This is a genomic window from Phenylobacterium sp. GW823-FHT02A09, from assembly GCF_058797775.1.
Genome location: NZ_JBXAJZ010000001.1, coordinates 1,044,035 through 1,065,175, shown reverse-complemented (window position 1 = coordinate 1,065,175; position 21,141 = coordinate 1,044,035). Strand labels below are relative to the sequence as shown.

The 21,141-nt window shown below is 69.7% G+C and carries 17 protein-coding genes; 9 read left to right on the top strand and 8 right to left on the bottom strand.

What is annotated here, in order from left to right:
• Positions 1-68: 68 nt before the first annotated feature.
• Together AC1Q87_RS05300 and AC1Q87_RS05295 are read right to left on the bottom strand one after the other, a co-directional pair.
• Positions 69-659: a glycine zipper 2TM domain-containing protein gene (locus tag AC1Q87_RS05300; protein WP_492607924.1), complete on the bottom strand. Its 591-nt coding sequence runs from the start codon at positions 657-659 to the stop codon at positions 69-71.
• A gap of 44 nt (positions 660-703) precedes the next feature.
• Positions 704-1,153, bottom strand: coding sequence for a glycine zipper 2TM domain-containing protein (locus tag AC1Q87_RS05295; RefSeq protein WP_492607923.1), 450 nt, complete (start codon positions 1,151-1,153; stop codon positions 704-706).
• A 173-nt stretch (positions 1,154-1,326) separates the two neighbouring features.
• On the opposite strand from AC1Q87_RS05295, the gene AC1Q87_RS05290 reads away from it, so the two are divergent.
• Positions 1,327-2,613: a class I SAM-dependent RNA methyltransferase gene (locus AC1Q87_RS05290; protein ID WP_492607922.1), complete on the top strand. Its 1,287-nt coding sequence runs from the start codon at positions 1,327-1,329 to the stop codon at positions 2,611-2,613.
• Between the two features lies 1 nt (position 2,614).
• Here AC1Q87_RS05290 and AC1Q87_RS05285 read toward each other — a convergent pair whose 3' ends face one another.
• On the bottom strand, positions 2,615-3,700 hold the full coding sequence (locus AC1Q87_RS05285) for a PA0069 family radical SAM protein (protein WP_492607921.1): 1,086 nt from the start codon (positions 3,698-3,700) through the stop codon (positions 2,615-2,617).
• 71 nt (positions 3,701-3,771) lie between these two features.
• Between AC1Q87_RS05285 and AC1Q87_RS05280 the strand changes: the two genes are divergently transcribed.
• The gene (locus AC1Q87_RS05280; RefSeq protein ID WP_492607920.1) at positions 3,772-4,224 is read left to right on the top strand and encodes a glycosyltransferase; all 453 of its coding nucleotides are present in this window, start codon (positions 3,772-3,774) and stop codon (positions 4,222-4,224) included.
• Here the strand turns inward: AC1Q87_RS05280 and AC1Q87_RS05275 are convergent.
• Both AC1Q87_RS05275 and AC1Q87_RS05270 read right to left on the bottom strand, forming a co-directional pair.
• Positions 4,221-5,819: a lytic transglycosylase domain-containing protein gene (locus tag AC1Q87_RS05275; RefSeq protein ID WP_492607919.1), complete on the bottom strand. Its 1,599-nt coding sequence runs from the start codon at positions 5,817-5,819 to the stop codon at positions 4,221-4,223. The genes AC1Q87_RS05280 and AC1Q87_RS05275 overlap by 4 nt on opposite strands.
• A gap of 66 nt (positions 5,820-5,885) precedes the next feature.
• A complete protein-coding gene (locus AC1Q87_RS05270) occupies positions 5,886-6,698 on the bottom strand; it encodes a uracil-DNA glycosylase (protein WP_492607918.1) in 813 nt (270 codons plus the stop codon).
• A 143-nt stretch (positions 6,699-6,841) separates the two neighbouring features.
• Here AC1Q87_RS05270 and AC1Q87_RS05265 point away from each other — a divergent pair, with 143 nt between their 5' ends.
• The 3 genes from AC1Q87_RS05265 to AC1Q87_RS05255 all read left to right on the top strand — a co-directional run bounded on the left by AC1Q87_RS05265 (position 6,842) and on the right by AC1Q87_RS05255 (position 11,236).
• Positions 6,842-8,530 carry an electron transfer flavoprotein-ubiquinone oxidoreductase gene (locus AC1Q87_RS05265; RefSeq protein WP_492607917.1) on the top strand — a complete coding sequence of 563 codons (1,689 nt, stop codon included), beginning with the start codon at positions 6,842-6,844 and terminating at the stop codon, positions 8,528-8,530.
• Positions 8,531-8,640: 110 nt separating this feature from the next.
• The gene (locus AC1Q87_RS05260; protein ID WP_492607916.1) at positions 8,641-10,344 is read left to right on the top strand and encodes a tetratricopeptide repeat protein; all 1,704 of its coding nucleotides are present in this window, start codon (positions 8,641-8,643) and stop codon (positions 10,342-10,344) included.
• A gap of 4 nt (positions 10,345-10,348) precedes the next feature.
• Positions 10,349-11,236 carry a 4-(cytidine 5'-diphospho)-2-C-methyl-D-erythritol kinase gene (locus AC1Q87_RS05255; RefSeq protein WP_492607915.1) on the top strand — a complete coding sequence of 296 codons (888 nt, stop codon included), beginning with the start codon at positions 10,349-10,351 and terminating at the stop codon, positions 11,234-11,236.
• A gap of 66 nt (positions 11,237-11,302) precedes the next feature.
• Here the strand turns inward: AC1Q87_RS05255 and AC1Q87_RS05250 are convergent, their stop codons facing one another.
• Together AC1Q87_RS05250 and AC1Q87_RS05245 are read right to left on the bottom strand one after the other, a co-directional pair.
• Positions 11,303-12,730 (bottom strand): ammonium transporter, encoded by a 1,428-nt coding sequence (locus tag AC1Q87_RS05250; protein ID WP_492607914.1) that lies wholly within the window; start codon positions 12,728-12,730, stop codon positions 11,303-11,305.
• A 46-nt stretch (positions 12,731-12,776) separates the two neighbouring features.
• Positions 12,777-13,115, bottom strand: coding sequence for a P-II family nitrogen regulator (locus AC1Q87_RS05245; protein ID WP_492607913.1), 339 nt, complete (start codon positions 13,113-13,115; stop codon positions 12,777-12,779).
• 353 nt (positions 13,116-13,468) lie between these two features.
• Between AC1Q87_RS05245 and AC1Q87_RS05240 the strand changes: the two genes are divergently transcribed.
• The 4 genes from AC1Q87_RS05240 to ppdK all read left to right on the top strand — a co-directional run bounded on the left by AC1Q87_RS05240 (position 13,469) and on the right by ppdK (position 19,867).
• The gene (locus tag AC1Q87_RS05240) at positions 13,469-13,849 is read left to right on the top strand and encodes a hypothetical protein (RefSeq protein WP_492607912.1); all 381 of its coding nucleotides are present in this window, start codon (positions 13,469-13,471) and stop codon (positions 13,847-13,849) included.
• An 81-nt stretch (positions 13,850-13,930) separates the two neighbouring features.
• Positions 13,931-14,860, top strand: coding sequence for a glycine--tRNA ligase subunit alpha (locus AC1Q87_RS05235; protein WP_492607911.1), 930 nt, complete (start codon positions 13,931-13,933; stop codon positions 14,858-14,860).
• Positions 14,861-14,862: 2 nt separating this feature from the next.
• Entirely contained in the window at positions 14,863-17,157 is a 2,295-nt protein-coding gene (gene glyS / locus AC1Q87_RS05230; protein ID WP_492607910.1) for a glycine--tRNA ligase subunit beta, read from the top strand.
• 13 nt (positions 17,158-17,170) lie between these two features.
• Positions 17,171-19,867 carry a pyruvate, phosphate dikinase gene (ppdK, locus tag AC1Q87_RS05225; RefSeq protein WP_492607909.1) on the top strand — a complete coding sequence of 899 codons (2,697 nt, stop codon included), beginning with the start codon at positions 17,171-17,173 and terminating at the stop codon, positions 19,865-19,867.
• A 34-nt stretch (positions 19,868-19,901) separates the two neighbouring features.
• Here ppdK and AC1Q87_RS05220 read toward each other — a convergent pair whose 3' ends face one another.
• Positions 19,902-21,071, bottom strand: coding sequence for a BamA/TamA family outer membrane protein (locus AC1Q87_RS05220; protein ID WP_492607908.1), 1,170 nt, complete (start codon positions 21,069-21,071; stop codon positions 19,902-19,904).
• Positions 21,072-21,141 lie beyond the last annotated feature (70 nt).

Below are 21,141 nucleotides of genomic sequence, written 5' to 3'. Positions count from 1 at the left end.
CGCCCGCGCGGGGCGGCGCGAGCGGCTTCCGTCCGTCGAATACGCCGACGGGCTCCCCCTTGGGAGGCTTAGTCGACGACCTGGAAGTTCCCGTTCGCGTCGGGGCAGACGCGGACGAAACGCTTCTGGGTGCGGCCGTCGGGCAGGTAGATCGGGCTTTCGGCCAGGGTGCAGCCGTCGGTGGCGGCGGCCGGACGTTCGACCACGCGATAGGGCTCGCTGCGGTCGTAGTAGCGGCGGTCGTCGTAAGAACGGGCGTAGTAGCCGTTGTCGGCGGGCTGGCCGTAGTAGCCGTTGTAGCTGGTCTGCGGGGCGCGATAGGCCGTCGTGCCGCCGCAGGCCGCGGAGTTCTTGCCGACCGCCGCGCCGCCGAGCGCGCCGAGCGCGCCGCCCAGCAGGGCGCCTTCGGTGCGGGCGTTGCGGGCGGCGGCGTTCGAGCCGATCGCCGCGCCGAGCGCGCCGCCGACCAGGGCGCCGACCGTGCCGCGGTTGGTCGAGTCACGACGGCAGGGGTCGTAGTACGTGTTGCCGTAGCTGTTGCCATAGTACGGGGCCGACTGGGCGGCCGCGAAGGTGGGGATGGCGGCGGCCGAGCCGAGCGCCATGACGCCGGCCACGCCAGCAAGCGCGCTCTTGGCGAAGGTCGAACGGAAGTTCATTGCAAATTACCCCTTGGGACTGATGCGAGCTTGTTGTCGTTGAGTTAGCTGCGGCCGCTCGGACGCCAGACGCCGTCACGGCCCCGGCAGACCTCGTAGCTGTGGTTGCGACCGGCGTAGTTGTCCTGCACCCAGCGGCAGTTGCTGGGCTGGCTGTAGCTGCTGCGCTGGTAGTTGCTGCTGGTGCGGGCGGCCGGGCGCGGGGCAGGGCGGTAGTTGCTGCACTTGCTGTTGCGCTTGCCGATCTCGTGGCCGGCCACCGCGCCGACCGCGCCGCCCAGCACGGCGCCTTCGGTCTTGGCGCCCTTGGCGGCGACGCCGCCGCCGGCCAGCGCGCCGACTAGGCCGCCGACGATGGTGCCCTTGTTGGCGCTCTGGCGTTGTTGCTCGCGGCAGGGGTCGTAAGACTGCGCCGACGCGATGCTCGGGAACGTCACGGCGGGCACGGTCACGGCCATCATCCCGGCGGCGGCGAGAGCAAGAGCGCGTTTCATCGGCTTCTCCTTCATTCGAACTCGGAGGCGGCGCCGAGGCCCCGCCTGCGCTATGGAACTTGGCTGAACGAGTCTGAACGGTGCTTGAGCGCCTCGTTCATGTACGTTCATCTTCGTTGACGCCTTATCCCGCTTGGGATTGCGGGGTCGGCGCCATCAGGCGAGTTTTGAGCATGCGACGTCCCCGGCCTCATCGGGCCCGACCCACCGAAGCCCCCTCCGGTCCGCCGGTAGAGGTTCTGATCGAGGCTGTAGGCGGCGAAGGCGACGGCATTGCGGCCGGTCCGCTCTATGCGCCGTTCACGCTGCCGGGCGAGCACGTGCGGCTGGCCGCCGGCCCGCAGCGGCGCGAGGTCGAGGCGATCCTGCAGGCCAGCCTGCAGCGGGTGACCCCGCCGTGTCCGCACTTCGGCGTCTGCGGCGGCTGCGCGCTGCAGCACTGGGAACACGACGCCTACCTGGCCTGGAAGGTCGAACGGCTGATCGGCACCCTGGCCCGCGAGCGGATCGAAACCGAGGTCCTGCCGGCCTTCGCCGCCAAGCCGCACACCCGCCGCCGCCTGGCGCTCCACGCCCGCCAGGGCAAGAAGGACGCCGCGCGCCTGGGCTTCAAGACCCGCAAGTCGTGGGACGTCGTCGACATCAGCGCCTGTCCGATCGCCGATCCGGCCCTGGAGGCCGCGCTGCCGGCGCTACGGCGCCTGGCCGCGCCGCTGTTCGAGCACCCGAAGTCGGCCCCGACCCTGCACGTGACGCTGACCTCCACCGGCCTCGACATCGACATCAGCGGGGTCGAGCGCAAAAGCGGCGGGCTCTCGGCCGACGCGCGCATGCGGATGGCCGAGTTCGCGGCCGAGGCCGACTTCGCCCGTGTCACCATGGACGGCGAAGTCGCCTACATGGCCCGCCAGCCGACCGTCCGCATCGGCGCGGCGACCGTCGCCCTGCCGGCCGGCGCGTTCCTGCAGGCGGTGCCCGAGGCCGAGGCGGCGATGGCCGCGATGGTCGTCGAGTCCGCGGCCGGCGCCGAGCGGATCGCCGACCTGTTCTGCGGCGTCGGCACCTTCACCTTCCGGCTGGCCGCGGTCGCGCCCGTCCTGGCCGCCGACGGCGCGGCCCCCGCCGTCCGCGCGCTCAGCGCGGCGATCTCCACCGCGCCGGGCCTGCACGGAATCACCGCCGAGGCCCGCGACCTGACCCGCCGCCCGCTGCTGGCCGAGGAGATGAAGCGCATCGACACGGTCGTCTTCGACCCGCCCCGGGCCGGCGCGGCCGAACAGGCGGCCGAGATCGCCCGCTCGGGCGTGGCCCGCGCCATCGGCGTCTCCTGCAATCCGGCGACCTTCGTCCGCGACGCCCGCACCCTGGTCGACGCCGGCTTCACGCTCGAGCGGGTGCTGCCGGTCGACCAGTTCCTCTGGTCGCCGCACGTCGAACTGGTCGGGGTGTTCAGCCGGTAGATCAGGCCCCGAACAGGTCGCCCTGGTCGCCGGCCTTGGCCGGAACCTTGAACTGCGACAGGTCGAGGGCCGGCAGCTTCACATCCAGGCCGAAGCGCTTCTTGGCCGCCTGGAAACGCTGCGACATCAGCTCGGCGATCGGGCCTTCGCCGCGCATGCGCTTGCCCCATTCGGGATCGTAGTCGAGGCCGCCGCGCATCTGGCGAACCAGCGACATCACCCGCCGGGCGCGGTCCGGATGGTCGGTCTCCAGCCACTCGCGGAACAGATCCTTGATCTCCCGCGGCAGCCGCAGGGCGACATAGCCGGCCCCCTTGGCCCCGGCCTGCGCCGCCCGTTCCAGCACCGCCTCCATCTCATGGTCGTTGAGGCTGGGGATCGCCGGGGCGAACATCACCACCACCGGTACGCCGGCGTCGGCCAACGCCTTGATCGCGCCGATCCGGCGCTCGGGCGTCGCCGCCCGCGGCTCCATGCTGCGCGCCAGCTTGCGGTCCAGGCTGGTGACCGAGATCGCCACCCGGCAGAGGTTGCGCCGGCCCATGGCGGCGAGCACGTCGAGATCGCGCAGGATCAGCGCCGACTTGGTGATGATCGAGCAGGGATGGCCGAACCGCTCCATCACCTCCAGCACCCCGCGCGTGATCCGTGTGGTCCGCTCGACCGGCTGGTAGGGGTCGGTGTTGCCGCCGATGTGGATGAACTCGGGCCGATAGCGCGGGGAGGAGAGCTCCTTCTCCAACAGCTTGGCGGCGTCCGGCTTGAAGAACAGCTGGCTCTCGAAATCGAGGCCGGGCGAGAGGCCCATATAGGCGTGCGCCGGGCGGGCGTAGCAGTAGATGCAGCCATGCTCGCAGCCGCGATAGGGGTTGATCGAGCGCGAGAAACCGACATCCGGGCTGTCGTTCTTGCTGATGATCGTGCGGGCGTTCTCGGGGCTCAGCGTGGTCTTCAGCTGCTGCGGTTCGGCGTCCTCGACCGTCCAGCCGTCGTCGAACGCCTCGCGGGCCTGGCTCTCGAACCGGCCGCTGGCGTTGGACCGCGCCCCGCGGCCGCGCACCGTGATCTGCTGGGTGAACGTACTCACGCCGGCAGCATAGGATCGCGCGCGAACGAAACAAGAACAATGTTGACGCGGGGCCCGAAGCGTCACCTTTGATGGGCATGATCTCCGTCGTCGTCACCACGGCCAATTCCGACCGCGACCTGGCCGCGCTGCTGTCCGCGCTGGTGCCGGCGGCCGTCGAGGGTCTGGTGCGCGAGGTGCTCGTGGCCGACGCCGGATCCACCGATGCGACCCTGGCGATCTGCGAGGACGCCGGCGCCGACGTCGTCGCCGATTTCGCCGCCGCCCTGCGCCGTGCCAAGGGCGACTACGTGCTGGCCTTGCCGGTGTCGCTGCGCCTGCGGCCGGGCTGGGGCGAGAGCGTGCGGCGACACCTGGAGGAGGGCGGCGGGTCGGCCCTGCTGGTCGCGCGCGAGCCCGGCCTTATCGAGCGCCTGACCGGCCCCAAGCTGGCCGGCGTGCTCGCCAGGGGGCAGGCAATGGACGGCGCGGGGGACCTGGCCGCGTTGCGCCGCCGGGTCGGCCGCGCGCGAATCCTCAGCTAGCGGTCGAGCCGCGCGTCGACGAAGCGCGCGCCCTGCGCCAGCGCGTCGAGGGTCTTGGTGTCGAGCCCGAACTTCTTGCGATAGGTCCAGTAGCCCGCCATCACCTTCTCGACGTAGTTGCGGGTTTCCTGGCTGGGCAGGCTCTCGATCACCATCAGGCTGTCGCCCTCGTCGCCGACCATCTTGGCGGTCTTCAGCAGCGTGCCAGGGCCGCCGTTATAGGCCGCCACCGTGCGCAGGATGTCGTAGCCGACGCCGCGTTCCATCAGCCAGGTCACATAGTCCTGCCCGACGCGCAGGTTGAACGCCGGGTCGAACATCGGGCTCATGTCCGCCTTCAGCTTGTCGTCGCCGGCGGCGCGGGCGGCGGCTTCCGGCATCACTTGCATCAGCCCGACCGCTCCGGCCGGCGAAACCGCCTGGGGGTTGAAGCGGCTTTCCTGGCGGACGATCGCGTAGACCAGCGCCCGGTCGATGGTGAAGCCGGACTTCGGCTCCAGCACCGGGGTCGGATAGTCTGGCTCGGCGAACGAGCGCGCGGCCGGCAGCGAGGCGGCGACGTCGGCGTCCGACGTCAGCGGCGTGTTCAGCGCCAGGATCAGCGACATCCACTGCGAGCGGTCGGCCTCGCTCTTGGCCATCGCCAGGCCGGCCCGCAGTTCCAGCCCGGCCTCGACCGGCATGCCGATCTGGGCCAGCGCCGTCGCGCGGTGGGCGCGGGCGTCGTCGCGGATGAACGGGGTCAGGTGCGCGCTTGGCGCCGAGGCGAAGGTCGCCGGCACGATCTCGCGGGTGACGGTCGGGGCCCGCGGCGGGGCTTCGGAGACGCGATCCAGCGCCTCCAGCCGCACGCGGCGCTCGGCGATCATGCCGTAGAAGGTTGTCGGGTGGCGGGCGGCCAGCTTCAGGAAACCCTGCGCCCGGGTCGTGTCGCCGGTCTGTTCCAGCGAACGCGCCGCCCAATAGGCCGCGCCCGAGCGCAGCCACGGGTCTTCCTCTTCGTCGCGGGCGACCTGGCTGAAGAAGGTCTGGGCGACGGCGTAGTTCTTGAGGCGATAGGCGGCCAGGCCGGCGATCCAGCGCTCGCCGACCGCGGGGGCCAGATCCATCGCGGTCTGCACGTCGCCGGAGTAGAAGGCCTCGCGCGCCTTGCGGGTGCGGTCGGCCGGGGCCTTGCCGGAAATGCCCTGGGCGGTGATCTCGACCCGCCGCCAGTCGGCGCCGGCCAGCAGCGGGGCCTTGAGCGGCTTGGCCAGTGGCGGCTTGCGCTTGCTGGCCAGGGTGTAGATTCGCTCGGCGCCGGGCAGGTCGCTGTACTGGTCCAGCCACTTGGCCAGGTCGTCGTAGTTGGCGACGTGCCCGCCCGGGTGCATGAGCTGGCGGAACGCCAGGTGGCCGGCCAAGGAACGATCCTTGATCTCGGACGTCTGCATTTCGGCGTCGATGAAGTCGCCCCGGTCGACGGCGTCGAACGCAGCGGCGTAGCGCTTGGCGTCCCACGGGCTCAGGGCCTGTGGCGCAGCGTTCGTCGTTCCGGCGATGGCGGAGCAGATCATGGCCAAGACCGCGATCCGCATGCCCTTGCGTGCCCGCATGCGATCCCCACGTCGCCGCCTCTGCGCGCGGACAACGTGACCCTCAGTTCTCGTGACGGTTAAGTCTTAAGCGCCACGGTCAGGGCGATCAAGCCGTTCGGTCAGGGTCAGAAGGTCGCTCCAGGCCTTCTTCTTGGCCGCCGGCTGGCGCAGCAGGAAGGCCGGATGCAGGGTCGGCATGGCCGGCAGTTCGAGGTTTCCCGACTCAGAGCGCCACTCGAACCAGCGGCCGCGCAGCGACAGGATGCCCTCGTCGCGCTTGAGCATCGACTTGGCCGCGGGCGCCCCGACCAGCAGCAGCATCTTGGGCGACACCAGTTCGATCGCGCGCTCCAGAAACGGTTGGCAGACAGCCTGTTCCTGCGGCGAGGGGGTGCGGTTTCCGGGCGGACGCCAGAACACGGTGTTGGTGATGAACGCCCGTCCGCTGAGGCCGGCGCCGGCCAGCATCTTGTCCAGCAGCTGGCCGGCGCGGCCGACGAACGGCTCGCCGCGGGCGTCTTCGTCGGCGCCGGGGCCTTCGCCGATCACCAGCAGCGGCGCGTCGGCGGCGCCGCGCGCGAACACCGCCTGGCGCGCGCCTTCAAATTTAAGAGAGCAGCCGTCGAATCCCGTGATCGCCGCCTTCAGCGCCTCGAGGTCCTGGGCGGCCGCGGCCAGCTGCCGCGCCTGGGCGACCGCGCTGGCGACGTCGGCGCCGGCGCGCGGTTGCGGCAGCGGCGCGGCAAGCGGCGTCTTCTCGGGCGGCTTGGGGGGCACGAACTTGCCCGCCTCGATCCGATCGATGGGCGTATCATGCAGCATGGCGTCGACGCCCGCTTCCGCCCAGAAGGCGAGGAGGCTTTCGGCGACACGATCGAAGGGCACGGCTTGGCTCATGGTGTTCTTTAAAGAGCGTCTATAGCCGAGTTCGCGCTTGACCGCCCTTGTACAAGCTTCGGATAAGTCGCCCGACGGATCAACGCCGCGTGAAACAAGGGGGAGGGGAACCCCGGCGCGGCCTTTTGGGAGTTACGGGGATCATGAGCGAGACCATCGCCACTGATACGATTGAACGCGAAGCGATGGAATACGACGTCGTGATCGTCGGCGCCGGGCCCTCGGGGCTGTCGGCGGCCATTCGCCTCAAGCAGCTGGCCGAAGCGGCTGGGACCGAGGTCTCGGTGGCGGTGCTCGAGAAGGGCTCCGAAGTCGGCGCTCACATTCTCTCGGGCGCGGTGATCGACCCCAAGGGCATCAACGAACTGCTGCCCAACTGGAAGGAACTCGGCATCCCGCTGGAGACCAAGGTCACCCGCGACAAGTTCGTGATCCTCGGCCCGAACGGCGAACTGGACGTTTCGTGGCTGCCCTTCCCGAAGTGGATGCTGAACCACGGCAACTACATCGCCTCGCTCGGCAACGTCTGCCGCGCCCTGGGCGCTCACGCCGAAGCGCTCGGCGTCGAGATCTATCCGGGCATGGCCGCCTCGGAAGTCGTCTACAATGAAGACGGCTCGGTGAAGGGCGTCGTCGCCGGCGTGTTCGGCATCGACAAGGACGGCAATCCGGGCCCCGACTACCAGCCGGGCATCGAGCTGCACGCCAAGTACACCTTCATCGGCGAAGGCGTCCGCGGCTCGCTGGCCAAGCAGCTGCAGGCGCGCTTCGGCCTGACCAACGGCCGCGACGCCCAGAAGTTCGGCATCGGCATCAAGGAACTCTGGCAGGTGCCGGACGAGAACTTCGAGCCGGGCCTGACGCAGCACACCTTCGGCTGGCCGCTCGACAACGCCACCGGCGGCGGCTCGTTCATGTACCACTTCGGGGACAACTACGTGGCCATCGGCTTCGTGGTGCACCTGAACTACAAGAACCCGTGGATCTCGCCCTTCGACGAGTTCCAGCGCTTCAAGACCCACCCGACCATCCGCGGCTACCTGGAAGGCGGCAAGCGCGTCGCCTACGGCGCCCGCGCCATCACCGAGGGCGGCTCGCAGTCGCTGCCGCAGCTCTACTTCCCGGGCGGCGTGCTGCTCGGCTGCTCGGCCGGCATGGTCAACGTCCCGCGCATCAAGGGCAGCCACAACGCGGTCAAGAGCGGCATGATGGCCGCCGAGGCCGCCTTCGAAGCCATCCAGGGCGGCCGCTCCAGCGACGAGCTCTCGGGCTACGAGGACGCCTACAAGAAGTCGTGGGTCCACAAGGAGCTGTGGGCCGTCCGTAACTTCAAGCCGCTGTGGTCGAAGTTCGGCACCATCCCGGGCATCGGCCTGGGCGCCCTCGACGCCATGATCGCCAACATCTTCGGCGGCTGGTCGCCGTGGGGCACGGTGAAGCACGGCAAGACCGATGCGGAAGCGACGGGCCTGGCCAAGGACTACAAGCCGATCGTCTATCCGAAGCCGGACAACGTCTTCAGCTTCGACAAGCTGTCGTCGGTGTTCCTGTCGTCGACCAACCACGACGAGAACCAGCCCGCTCACCTGAAGCTCAAGGATCCGAGCATCCCGGTGAATGTGAACCTGCCGCGGTTCGGCGAGCCGGCGCGCCTGTTCTGCCCGGCCGGCGTCTACGAGGTGCTGTACGACGAGGCGGGGAACAATCCGAAGTTCCAGATCAACTTCCAGAACTGCGTCCACTGCAAAACCTGCGACATCAAGGATCCGTCGCAGAACATCAACTGGACGACGCCGCAGGGCGGCGACGGGCCCAACTACCCGAACATGTAAGAGACCGAAGGGGGCCCTCGCGGCCCCCTTCTTTCTTTGGATTCGCGATTTCACCTGAGTTGCTCCGCCACGCCTTGAACTCGCCCCCGAAAGCGCCGAGTTTCGCAGGCATGCGCCGTCTGCTTGTCGCCCTCGCTCCGCTCCTCCTCGTCACCGCTTGCGCCACCGCGCCTCAGGACGTCGCCTGGACGCCGCCCGTCAATGACGGCATGGGCGGCTCGGCCTACGGATCCTTCCTGGCCGGGCAAGGGGCGCTGAACGACGGCGCCGGCGCCGAGGCTGCCGCCTACTTCGAGCGCGCCGAGCTCGAGGGCGGCTCCAGCGACCTGCTTCGCGACCGCGCCTTCACCGCCGCCGTGCTGGCCGGCGACATTCCGAAAGCCGCCGCTCTGGCGCCCGACGGCGCCGACGCCTCCGAGGCCACCAAGCGGCTCGGCCAGCTGGTCATCGCCGTCGAGCTGATGGCGCAAGGCAAGGGCAAGGAGGCGCAGGCCGCGCTGTCCGGCGACGCCATCGGCTTCCCGCACCGCGGCGCCGCCGCGCTGCTCGCCCCCTGGGCCGCCGCCATGGCCGGCGACACCGAAGGCTCGCTCGTGCGGCCCGAGATGCGCGGCGACCGCGTCGTCGACTACTTCGGGCAGCTGGGCCAGGCCTGGCTCTTCGAGCGCGCCCGCCGCTACGACGAGGCCGAGACCGACTACAAGGCGCTGACCGGCGGCGACGCCCCCGGCGACATCGCCGTCCAGGCCTATGGCGCCTTCCTGGAGCGCCGCAACCGCCGCGCCGACGCCGTCGCGCTCTACGACCGCTCCCTGGCCGTCACGCCGAACAACGAGAACCTGATCAGCGCCCGCGCGCGCGCCGCCGCGGGCAAGTCGGCGCCGGCCGCGCCGAACCTGCGCCAGGGCGCGGCCCAGGTGCTGGTCGCCCCGGCCGCGACCATGCTGGCCGCCAAGCAGGAGCAGCTCGGACTGGCCTATCTGCGCCTGGCCCTGCGGCTCGATCCCGGCCGCGACACCGCCTGGCTGATGGTCGGCGACATCATGGAAGCGGCCGGCGACGTCAACGGCGCCCGCGCGGCCTACGCCAAGCCCAAGCCGGGCTCGAACGATTACAGCGCCGCTCGCAGCAAGCTCGCCTGGAGCTACCAGAACGCCAAGCAGTCCGACGTGGCGCTGAAGATGGCCCAGGAGGCCGCCGCCGGCGGCGACGCCGAGGCCAAGCTCACCTACGCCGACCTGCTGCGCGCCAACGAGCGCTATGACGACTCCGCCCAGGTGCTGAGCGGCCTGATCGACGCCAATTCCACCGCCGACTGGCGCCTGCTCTACATGCGCGGCGTCGCCTACGAGCGCGCTGGCCATTGGCCCGAAGGCGAGCGCGACCTCAAGGCGGCGCTGGAGCTGCGCCCCGACGAGCCCGAACTGCTCAACTATCTCGGCTACACCTGGATCGACCGCGGCGAGCGGCTGGCCGAAGCCCTCGGGATGGTCGAGCGGGCGGTGGCCGCCAACCCGCAGTCGGGCGCGATGATCGATTCCCTCGGCTGGGCGCACTACCGGCTCGGCGACTACAAGAAGGCCGTCGACCTGCTGGAGCAGGCGGTCGAGCTGGAAGCCGGCGATCCGGAGATCAACAACCACCTCGGCGACGCCTACTGGCGCGTCGGCCGCCGCATCGAGGCCGAGTATCAGTGGCGGCGGGTGCTGACGCTGGATCCCGATCCGAAGATCAAGGCCGACGTCGAGGCCAAGCTCGCCTCCGGCCAGGGACCGAAGGGCCCGTCCGCCACGCCGCGCATCGCCGGCCAGTAGCCGCATGAGCCCGATCGCCTTCGCTCCGGCGAAGATCAATCTCTTCCTGCACGTCGGCGCGCCGGGCGCGGACGGCTACCATCCGCTGTGCAGCCTGATGGCCTTCGCCGATGTCGGCGACCGCGTCGTGCTGCACGAAGCCGACGCCTTGTCGGTCCGCGTCCACGGCCCGTTCGGCGGCATGCTGGCGGGCGAGGGCGACAACCTCGTCCTGCGCGCCGCCCGCGCCTTGCTGGCCCGCGCCCGCGGACCCCAGCCGCTGGTCGGGCTGTCGCTCGAAAAGCTGCTGCCGGTGGCCGCGGGCCTGGGCGGCGGCTCCAGCGACGCCGGCGCGGCGCTGCGGCTGCTGCGCACCGCGCTTGGGGTGCAGGTCGACGATGACGAACTCGAGGCGATCGCCGCCTCGCTGGGCGCCGACGGCGCGGCCTGCCTCTGGGGCCGGCCGGTGCTGGCGCAGGGGCGGGGAGAGCTGCTGACGCCCGCGCCGCGATTGCCGACCCTCGAGGCGGTGCTGGTCAATCCGCGGGTCGAGGTCTCGACCCCGGCCGTCTACCGCGCCTTCGACGCCCTGGGCGACTTCGGCGAGGTCGAGCCGCCGCCGCTGCCGGCCGCCTTCGAGAGCGTCGAGGAACTGGCCGCCTGGCTCGGCATGATGCGCAACGACCTCCAGGCCCCGGCCGTCGGCCTGGCGCCCGAGGTCGGCGACGTGCTCGCCACCCTCTCCGAGGAGCGCGAAACCCTGATCGCCCGCATGTCCGGCTCGGGCGCGACCTGCTTCGCCATCTGCGCCAGCGACATCGAGGCCGACGCCCTGGCCGCGCGGGTCGATTCCCTGCGGCCCGATTGGTGGACCGTGCGCTGCCGCCTCGGCGGTCCCTGGCCGGACGCCTGAGCCGTCCCCAAACGAAAACGGGGGACCCGAAGGCCCCCCGTTCCCATCCCCCCCGTTTGAGGCGATCTAGTCGTGCAGGGCTTCGCCGTGCTGCGACATGTCCAGGCCTTCGACCTCGGCTTCGTCGCTGACCCGCAGGCCGATCGTGTACTTCACGACCATCAGGATCAGGAACGTGGCCACCGCGGTGAAGGCGATGGTGACGCCGACGCCCCAGGCTTGGGTCATCAGGCTCGCGCCTTCGCCCAGGCTGTTGACCTTCGGGTCGGCCAGGACGCCGGTCAGCAGAGCGCCGACGATGCCCGCGATGCCGTGCACGCCGAAGGCGTCCAGGCTGTCGTCGTACTTCAGCAGTCGCTTCAGCCACACCGCGCCGAAGTAGCCGCCCGCGCCGCCCAGCAGGCCGACGATCAGCGCGCCCTGCGGGTTCACGAAGCCGGCGGCCGGGGTGATGGCGACCAGGCCGGCCACGGCGCCGGAGGCCAGACCCAGCATGCCGGGCTTCTTGCGCTCGACCCATTCGATCAGCATCCAGGCGATGGCCGCAGCCGCGGTCGCAACCTGGGTGTTCAGCATCGCCACGCCGGCGAGGGCGTTGGAGCCGACGGCCGAACCGGCGTTGAAGCCGAACCAGCCGACCCACAGCAGGCTGGCGCCGATCATGGTCAGCACCAGGTTGTGCGGCGCCATGTTCTCGCTGCCGTAGCCCTTGCGGCGGCCGAGCACGAGGGCGCAGACCAGGCCCGCGACACCGGCGTTGATGTGGACGACCGTACCGCCGGCGAAGTCGAGGACGCCGTCGCCGCCCAGGAAGCCGCCGCCCCAGACCGCGTGGGCGGTCGGCGCATAGACCAGCAGGGACCAGAGCACGGTGAACACCAGCACCGCCGAGAACTTGATGCGCTCGGCATAGGCGCCGGCGATCAGCGCCGGGGTGATGATCGCGAAGGTCATCTGGAACATCACGAACACCGATTCCGGGATCGTGGCGGCCAGGCTGTTGGTGCTCTCCATGGTCACACCCGAGAGGAAGGCGTTCCCGAGCCCGCCGATGACGGCGTTCAGGCCCTCATTGGAGTTGGTGCTGAAGGCCAGCGAATAGCCGGCGACCATCCAGACCACCGAGATGACGGCGGTGATGGCGAACGATTGGGCGACCGTGGCGATGACGTTCTTGCGGCGGACCATGCCGCCGTAGAACAGCGCCAGGCCCGGGATGGTCATCATCAGGACCAGGGCGGTGGAGGTCAGCACCCAGGAGGTGTCGCCGGTGTCGAGGGCCGGCTTCTCGTCGGCCGGAGCTTCGGCGGGCGCGGCTTCGACCGGCGCAGGCGCCGCTTCGGGCGCGGCGGCCTCAGGCGCGGCGGCGACCGGCGCCGCCGCCTCGGCTGCTGCGGGGGCGGCCGGCGCGGCCTCCTGTGCGAACGCCGGGGCGAGCGAGCCGCCCGCCAGCGCCGCGGCGAGCGCCAGGCCCGCCAGCTTGTTGAATCTCATTGTGTTCATTGTCGTTATCCCCTTGTCCCGATGAGTTCGGCGCGCGTCACAGCGCCGCCGTGCCGGTCTCGCCGGTCCGAATCCGCACTGCGTCCTCGACGTTGAGGACGAAGATCTTGCCGTCGCCGATCTTGCCGGTGGCGGCGGCCCCCTTGATGGCCTCGACGGCCTTGTCGGCGGCCGCGTCGTCGACCACGGCCTCCAGCTTCACCTTGGGCACGAAATTCACCTGGTACTCGGCGCCCCGGTAAATCTCGGTCTGGCCCTTCTGCCGGCCGTAGCCCTTCACTTCGGAGACCGTCAGCCCCTCGATGCCGGCGCCCACGAGCGCTTCGCGCACGTCGTCCAGCTTGAAGGGTTTGACGATCGCTATGATCAGTTTCATCGCCTGCTCCTGCGCGTCCCCAGCCGGGGGGCGCGCGTTCGATTTGACCCGCATCCGCCGGAAGATGCGGCTGGCATCCCCCCTCCGACGGCTAGGGCGACGCTATCGACGCGCGGCCCGCTGAACGGCGCCCGGTAACTTCTGATCAATGAAAAGGCGCGGCCGGCACGATTGCTGTGCAGAACGGGGGTGCGGCGCCCAAATATCAGGCGAAATGGCGCTCCAGCCGGTGTTCTGACCCCCGGCGCCTGAGGTTTGGGCCGGGAACTAAAGCCGCGCGCCGAGCGCTAGAATGGGCACGCTGCCTGGTAGTGGGGGCCGGGCGGCATCATTCGGAGGCGATGACGATGATGATGAGGACCCTACTGACCGCCGCGGCGGCGACCGCGCTTCTGGCTGGCGCCGCTCATGCCGGCGAAGGCGCGAAGAAGGCCAAGCCCGCCGATGCGGCGGCCACCCAGATGCAGGACGAGACCGGCAAGGCGATGACCACGCCGGGCGCTGACGCTTCGGCCACCACGGCCATGCCCGACACCAGCGTGAACCCGCCGTCCGACGACGCTGCGGCGATGCCGCCGGCCAGCGCCGACGCCTCGGCGCAGGGCGTGCCCGCGTCGGCGACCGTCGCCAGCAACGCCGTGACCAACGGGCCGGTGGCCGACACGCCCGAGAACAGGGCGAAGTTCAAACCGCTGTCCCGCGCTGGACGAGCGACCACGCCGCGCGGCAATTAGAACAAGGCATTCCGCCTTGAAGCGAAGGTCGGCGGGCCCTATGGTCCGCCGACTTTTTTTGCGCCTGCGAAGCCCCTGCCAATGCCAGCTGATAAGCCGCTTTCGTTTCAGGGTCTTATCCTGAAGCTGCATGACTATTGGAGCCGCCAGGGCTGCGTGATTCTGCAGCCACACGACGTCGAGGTGGGGGCGGGGACGCTTCATCCGGCTACGGTGCTTCGTGCTCTGGGCCCCAAGCCCTGGCGCGCGGCCTACGTGCAGCCCTCGCGCCGCCCGGCCGACGGCCGCTATGGCGAGAACCCCAACCGGCTGCAGCACTACTACCAGTATCAGGTCATCCTGAAGCCGAACCCGGAGAACCTGCAGGAGCTCTATCTGGGCAGCCTGGAGGCGATCGGGCTCGACACGCGCCTGCACGACATCCGGTTTGTGGAAGACGATTGGGAAAACCCGACCGTCGGCGCCTGGGGCCTGGGCTGGGAGGTCTGGTGCGACGGCATGGAAGTCACCCAGTTCACCTACTTCCAGCAGGTGGGCGGCCTCGACGTCTGGCCGGTGGCCGGTGAACTGACCTACGGCCTCGAGCGTCTGGCGATGTATCTGCAGAACGTCGACCACTTCACCGAGCTGGCGTTCAACGATCCGGACGGCCCGCTGCCGATGACCTATGGCGACGTGTTCCTCGAGAACGAGCGCCAGCAGTCGGAAGCCAACTTCCACCTCTATGACGTCGACACTCTGAAGCGTCAGTTCGAGGACATGGAACGCCAGGTGCCGCGCATCCTCGATGGCCGCGGCCCGCAGGGGCAGCGCACCGTGCTGCCGGCCTACGACCACGTGCTCAAGGCCAGCCATCTGTTCAACCTGATGGACGCCCGCGGCGCGATCGCCGTGGCCGAGCGCCAGAGCTACATCGGCCGCATCCGCGACCTGACCAAGATGTGCGCCGAAGCCTGGGTTGAAAACGAAGGCGGCAACGCCGCGAAGTCCGACGACGTGGCGAAGGCCTGACCATGCCGCAATTGCTGATCGAACTGTTCTCCGAAGAGATTCCCGCGCGCATGCAGGTGCAGGCCGCGCGCGACCTCGACCGCATGTTCCGCGAGCGGCTGGCCGAGCAGGGCCTGCTGCCCGAGGGCATGAAGACCTTCTCCGGCCCGCGCCGCCTGACCCTGGTGGCCGAGGGCCTGCCCGAAGCCCAGGGCGACCGTCACGAAGAGCGCAAGGGGCCGCGCGTCGGCTCGCCCGACGCCGCCATGGAAGGCTTCCTGCGTTCGACCGGCCTGACCCGCGACCAGCTCACGGAAAAGGACGGCGTCTGGTTCGCCCATATCCATCGCAAGGGCCGCCCGACCGCCGAGATCGCCGCCGAGATCCTCGACCATGTGATCCGCAACTTCCCGTGGCCCAAGTCGATGACCTGGGGTCGGGGCACGCTGCGCTGGGTGCGGCCGCTGAAGCGCATCGTCTTCCTGTTCGACGGCGCGGTCGTGCCGTTCAACATCGACGGCGTCGAGGCCGGCGACATCACCGAAGGCCATCGCTTCATGGGCTCGGGCAAGCCCTTCAAGGTGAAGGACTTCGACAGCTACCGCGACAAGCTGGCCGCGCACTTCGTGATCCTCGACCCCGAGGAGCGCAAGGACCGCATCATGGACGGCGCGCGCACCCTGTGCTTCGCGCGCAATCTCGAGCTGGTCGACGACGACGGCCTGCTGGACGAAGTCGCGGGCCTGGCCGAATGGCCGACCCCGGTGCTCGGCGACATGGATCCGGCCTTCCTGGATCTGCCGCCGGAGGTGATCCGCACCTCGATGCGCACGCACCAGAAATACTTCGCCGTGTCCGATCCCAGCCGTGGAAACGGCAATGGCGGGCGCAAGCTGGCGCCGAACTTCCTGACCGTCGCCAACATCGAGGCGGCCGACGGCGGCAAGGAGATCGCCCGCGGCAACGCCAAGGTGCTGTCGGCGCGCCTGAACGACGCTCGCTTCTTCTGGGACGAGGACCGCAAGGTCACCCTGGAAGAGCGCCTGACCAAGCTCTCCGGCGTCACCTTCCACGCCAAGCTCGGCACCCTGGCCGAACGCGTCGAACGCCTGGGGCTGCTGGCCAAGGCCATCGCCCCGCGGGTCGGCGCCGACGTGCCCAAGGCCGTGCTGGCCGCGCGCCTGTCGAAGGCCGACCTCGCCACCGGCATGGTCGGCGAGTTCCCCGAACTGCAGGGTCTGATGGGCGGCTACTACGCCCGCGAAGAAAAGATCAGCCCGGTCGTCGCCGACGCCATCCGCGACCACTACCGTCCGGTCGGCGCCAAGGACGAGGCCCCGGACACCCCGGTGACCATGGCCGTGGCCATCGCCGAAAAGCTCGACACCCTGGTCGCCTTCTTCGCCATCGACGAAAAGCCGACCGGCTCGCGCGACCCCTATGCGCTGCGCCGCGCCGCGCTCGGCATCATCCGCATCCTGCTCGGCTCCGAGGCCCGCGCTCCGGTGCGCGAACTGGTCGCCGACTGGTACAAGTCGCTGCGCTGCTACGTCGATCCGGGCCGCGCGCTCTACGTCTCGACCCGCCGCACGACCGGCTATCTCGGCCCGGCCTACCGCTCGCCGTCGGAAGTCTTCGAGACCTATGTCGAGGAATTCGAGAACGCGCTGCTCGAAGGCGTGCCCTATGTCGTCTCGACGACCGAGGACTTCGACATCCGCTTCGACCGCTCGGCCCCGGCCGGCGATCCGCCGGAAGGCGAGGTCCAGTACCAGTTCCGGCCCTACGGCGTGGTCGCCGACGAGGTTCTGGGCTTCCTGGCCGACCGCCTGAAGGTCGCCCTGCGCGACCAGGGCAAGCGTCACGACCTCGTGGACGCGGTGTTCGCGCTCGGCGACGACGACCTGGTGCGCATCGTCGCCCGGGTCGAGGCGCTGGACCATTTCCTGACCGGAACCGACGGCCAGAACCTGCTGGCCGGCTACAAGCGCGCCGGCAACATCCTCAAAGCCGAGGAGAAGAAGGGCGAGCTCCCGGCCGGCCCCGCCGTCGGCATGCCCGGCGCGCCGAAGGAGGAGGGGGCCCTGATCGCCGCCCTCCAGGCCGCCGAGCCGGCTGTGGCTCAGGCATTGCAACAGGAAGACTTCGCCGACGCGATGCGTGCCCTCTCGGGACTGCGCGCGCCGGTCGACGCCTTCTTCGAGGCGGTGCTAGTGAATTCTGAAAACGCGGCGGAACGCGAGAACCGCCTGCGTCTTCTCGTGCAGGTTCGCGACCTCATGGAGCGGGTCGCGGACTTCTCGCAAGTGACGGGCTAAGGAGGCCTTAGGAATGTCGACCGATACGCTGACCAAGTCGCGCTGGGTCTATTCCTTCGGGGGCGGCAGCGCTGATGGCGACGCCTCGATGAAGAACCTCCTCGGCGGCAAGGGCGCGAACCTCGCCGAGATGTCGTCTCTCGGCCTTCCGGTGCCGCCCGGCTTCACCATCACCACCGAAGCCTGCGTCCACTACTATTCCAACGAGAAGCAGTACCCGGCCGAGCTCAAGGAGCAGGTCGTGGCCGGCCTGGCCGCGGTCGAGAAGATCACCGGCAAGCAGTTCGGCGACACGACCAACCCGCTGCTGGTTTCGGTCCGCTCGGGCGCCCGCGCCTCGATGCCGGGCATGATGGACACCGTCCTCAACCTCGGCCTCAACGACGAGACCGTCGAGGGCCTGGCCAAGCTGTCGGGCGACCGCCGCTTCGCCTTCGACAGCTATCGCCGCTTCATCCAGATGTTCTCGAACGTGGTGCTCGACCTCGACCACCACATGTTCGAGGAAATCCTCGACGAGCATAAGGAACGTCTCGACGTCACCGTCGACACCGGCCTGACCGCCGAGGACTGGGAAAAGGTCGTCGCCGACTACAAGGCCGCCGTCCAGCAGGAGCTGGGCCGGCCGTTCCCGCAGGATCCGCACGCCCAGCTCTGGGGCGCCGTCGGCGCCGTGTTCGCCAGCTGGATGAACGACCGCGCCAAGTTCTACCGCCGCATGCACGACATCCCGGAAAGCTGGGGCACCGCGGTCAACGTCCAGTCGATGGTGTTCGGCAACATGGGCGACTCGTCGGCCACGGGCGTGGCCTTCACCCGCAACCCGTCGACCGGCGAAGCGCGCCTCTACGGCGAGTTCCTGATCAACGCCCAGGGCGAAGACGTCGTCGCCGGCATCCGCACGCCCCAGGCCCTGACCAAGATCGCCCGTGAGGAGATGGGCGAGAAGGCCCTCTCCATGGAAGAGGCGCTGCCCGAGGTCTTCCTGCAGTTCAAGGCCGTCGTCGAGAAGCTCGAGAAGCACTATCGCGACATGCAGGACATCGAGTTCACCGTGGAGCGCGGCCAGCTCTACATGCTGCAGACCCGCAACGGTAAGCGCACCGCCAAGGCGGCGCTGAAGATCGCGGTGGACCTGGCCAGCGAGGGCCTGATCAGCCAGGAAGAGGCGATCATGCGGGTCGAACCCGCCAGCCTCGACCAGCTGCTGCACCCGACCATCGACCCGTCCAGCCCGCGCGACGTGGTCACCACCGGCCTGCCGGCCTCGCCCGGCGCGGCCACCGGCAAGATCGTCTTCAACTCCGACGAGGCCGAGCGTCTCGGTTCGGCGGGCGAGGCGGTCATCCTGGTCCGCGACGAGACCAGCCCGGAAGATATCCACGGCATGCACGCGGCTCGCGGCATCGTCACCGCCCGCGGCGGCATGACCAGCCACGCGGCCGTCGTCGCCCGCGGCATGGGCCGTCCCTGCGTCTCCGGCGCCGGCGAGCTTCAGATCGACGGCAAGGCCGGCGAACTTCGTGTCCGCAGCCGCGTCTTCAAGGCCGGCGACATCCTGACCATCGACGGTTCGCGCGGCGAGATCCTCGCCGGCGCCGTGCAGATGATCGAGCCCGAGCTGACCGGCGACTTCGCCGCCCTGATGGAGTGGGCCGACAAGGCCCGCCGCCTGAAGGTCCGGGCCAACGCCGAAACCCCGCTCGACGCGCGCACCGCCCGTCAGTTCGGGGCCGAGGGCATCGGTCTCTGCCGCACCGAGCACATGTTCTTCGACGAGGACCGCATCGCCGCCGTGCGCGAGATGATCCTCGCCGACGACGAGGCCGGCCGCCGCGCCGCCCTCGCCAAGATCCTGCCGATGCAGCGCAACGACTTCGTCGAGCTGTTCACGATCATGGAAGGCCTGCCGGTCACCATTCGTCTGCTGGACCCGCCGCTGCACGAGTTCCTGCCGCACACCGAGGCCGACCTTCAGGCCGTCGCCGACGCCACTGGCATCGACGCCGCCAAGCTGATGCGCCGCGCCAAGGAACTGCACGAGACCAACCCGATGCTCGGCCACCGCGGCTGCCGCCTGGCGGTCTCGTATCCCGAGATCTACGAGATGCAGGTCCGCGCCATCTTCGAGGCGGCCTGCGAGATCGCCGAGAGCGGCAAGGCTGCGCCGATCCCCGAGATCATGCACCCGCTGGTCGCCAAGGGCGAAGAGATGCGCTTCCTGCGTCAGCTGACCGACAAGACCGCTCAGGCGGTGCTGAAGGAACGCGGCCGCGAGATCGAGTATCAGGTCGGCACCATGATCGAGCTGCCGCGCGCCGCCATCCGCGCCGGCGATCTGGCGCAGAACGCCGAGTTCTTCTCGTTCGGCACCAACGACCTGACCCAGACGACCTTCGGCATCAGCCGCGACGACTCGGGCCGCTTCCTCGGCGCCTATCTGGAAAAGGGCATCTTCGAAAAGGACCCCTTCGTCAGCCTCGACCAGGAAGGCGTCGGCGACCTGATCCGCCTGGCCGCCGAGCGCGGCCGGGCCGAGCGCCCGAACGTCAAGCTCGGCATCTGCGGCGAGCATGGCGGCGACCCGGCCTCGATCGAGTTCTGCGAGAAGGTCGGCCTCGACTATGTCAGCTGCTCGCCGTTCCGGGTGCCGATCGCCCGTCTGGCCGCGGCCCAGGCCGCCGTCGGCGGCATCGAGAAGGACCGCTAGGACCTGGCGCAGGCGCGCGTTCCGGCGCGCGCCTTCAGTCCATGGCCGTCGACCAGGCGTGGCCGAACTGAATATAGACCACGCCGCCCTCGGGCCCGTAGGCCAGGTCCAGGCCCGCGTCGAGCCCGAGCTTGCGCGCGATCCTGTAGCGGAAACCAAGGCCGCCGGCCCAGATCCCGCCGGAGTCCTGGAAGAACCGGCGATCGCCGGCGTCGCTTGAGCCGACTCCGCCGAACGCCAGCAGCGACCAGCGCTTGCTCGCCTGCCAGGTCAGTTCGACTTCGCTGCTGAGCACGTCCATGCCCTCGTAGCGCTGGGCTTCGACGCCGCGCAGGTTGATGGCCGGCGCGAAGTAGCCCGGAAAGTCGCCGCGGATCGCGTCGAACTCCAGCTTGTAACCGAGCCGCAGGGACGGGGAGAGCGGCTGGAACCCATAGAAATGGGCGTCGTAGTTCTCGAAGTCCCGGTCGCTGCCGAAGGCCCCGCGGTTGAACTTGCCCTCGACATAGGCGTTGGCGCCCCGGGTCGGGGTCAGCGGGTTGTCCCGGCTGTCGAAGTGAAGTCCCAGCCCCAGCGCGCCGGTCTTCAGCGTGCGGTCGAAGTCGGGGGCGAACTCGTCGGGCAGGCCGGCGAAGTCGATGTGCGATTCCAGCTTTCGAAAGTCGACCAGCGGTCCGACCGAGAAGCGCTCGTCGGGCAGCCGCCAGAAGGCCGAGGCCAGCACGCCGTAGTCGTAGTTGTTCGTGTACTCGACCCCCGCGTCCGGCGCGAAGGGCGGATAGGCGTTGAGCGTGATCTTGCCGTGCCCGACAGCGACCCGATAGTTCAGCCGCCCGTCGAAGGCGTAGCCGGCGCGCACGAAGCCCACCCCGTTGGAGCCGTTGCCGGTCTTCACCGCGGCCAGGACGTTGCGGGTGATCTGGCGCGGCTTTTCCGCCGACAGGAAGACGGCTGCGACGCCCAATCCCTGGTCCACCGCAGGCTCGGTGATGATGATCGGGACAGGAATGAAGCCGCCGCCGGCCAGGAAGTTCGAGAAGTCGAGCTGGCCGTCCTCATCGTCGAAGAAGTCCCATTTGGAAGGGGCGGGCGCAGGTCCGGGCGGCGGCTCCTGCGCGCAGGCGAGCGCCGGCCATACGGCCAGCGCCGCGGCCACGGCGCAGGCCCGCTGCGGTCGGGACAGGAATCTGAGGACATGGGTCACTGGCGCCCGCCGACTGTTCGATCGTCAGAAGCTAGAAACCCCGCGCCGCCGCATCCATCGGGCAAGTTCC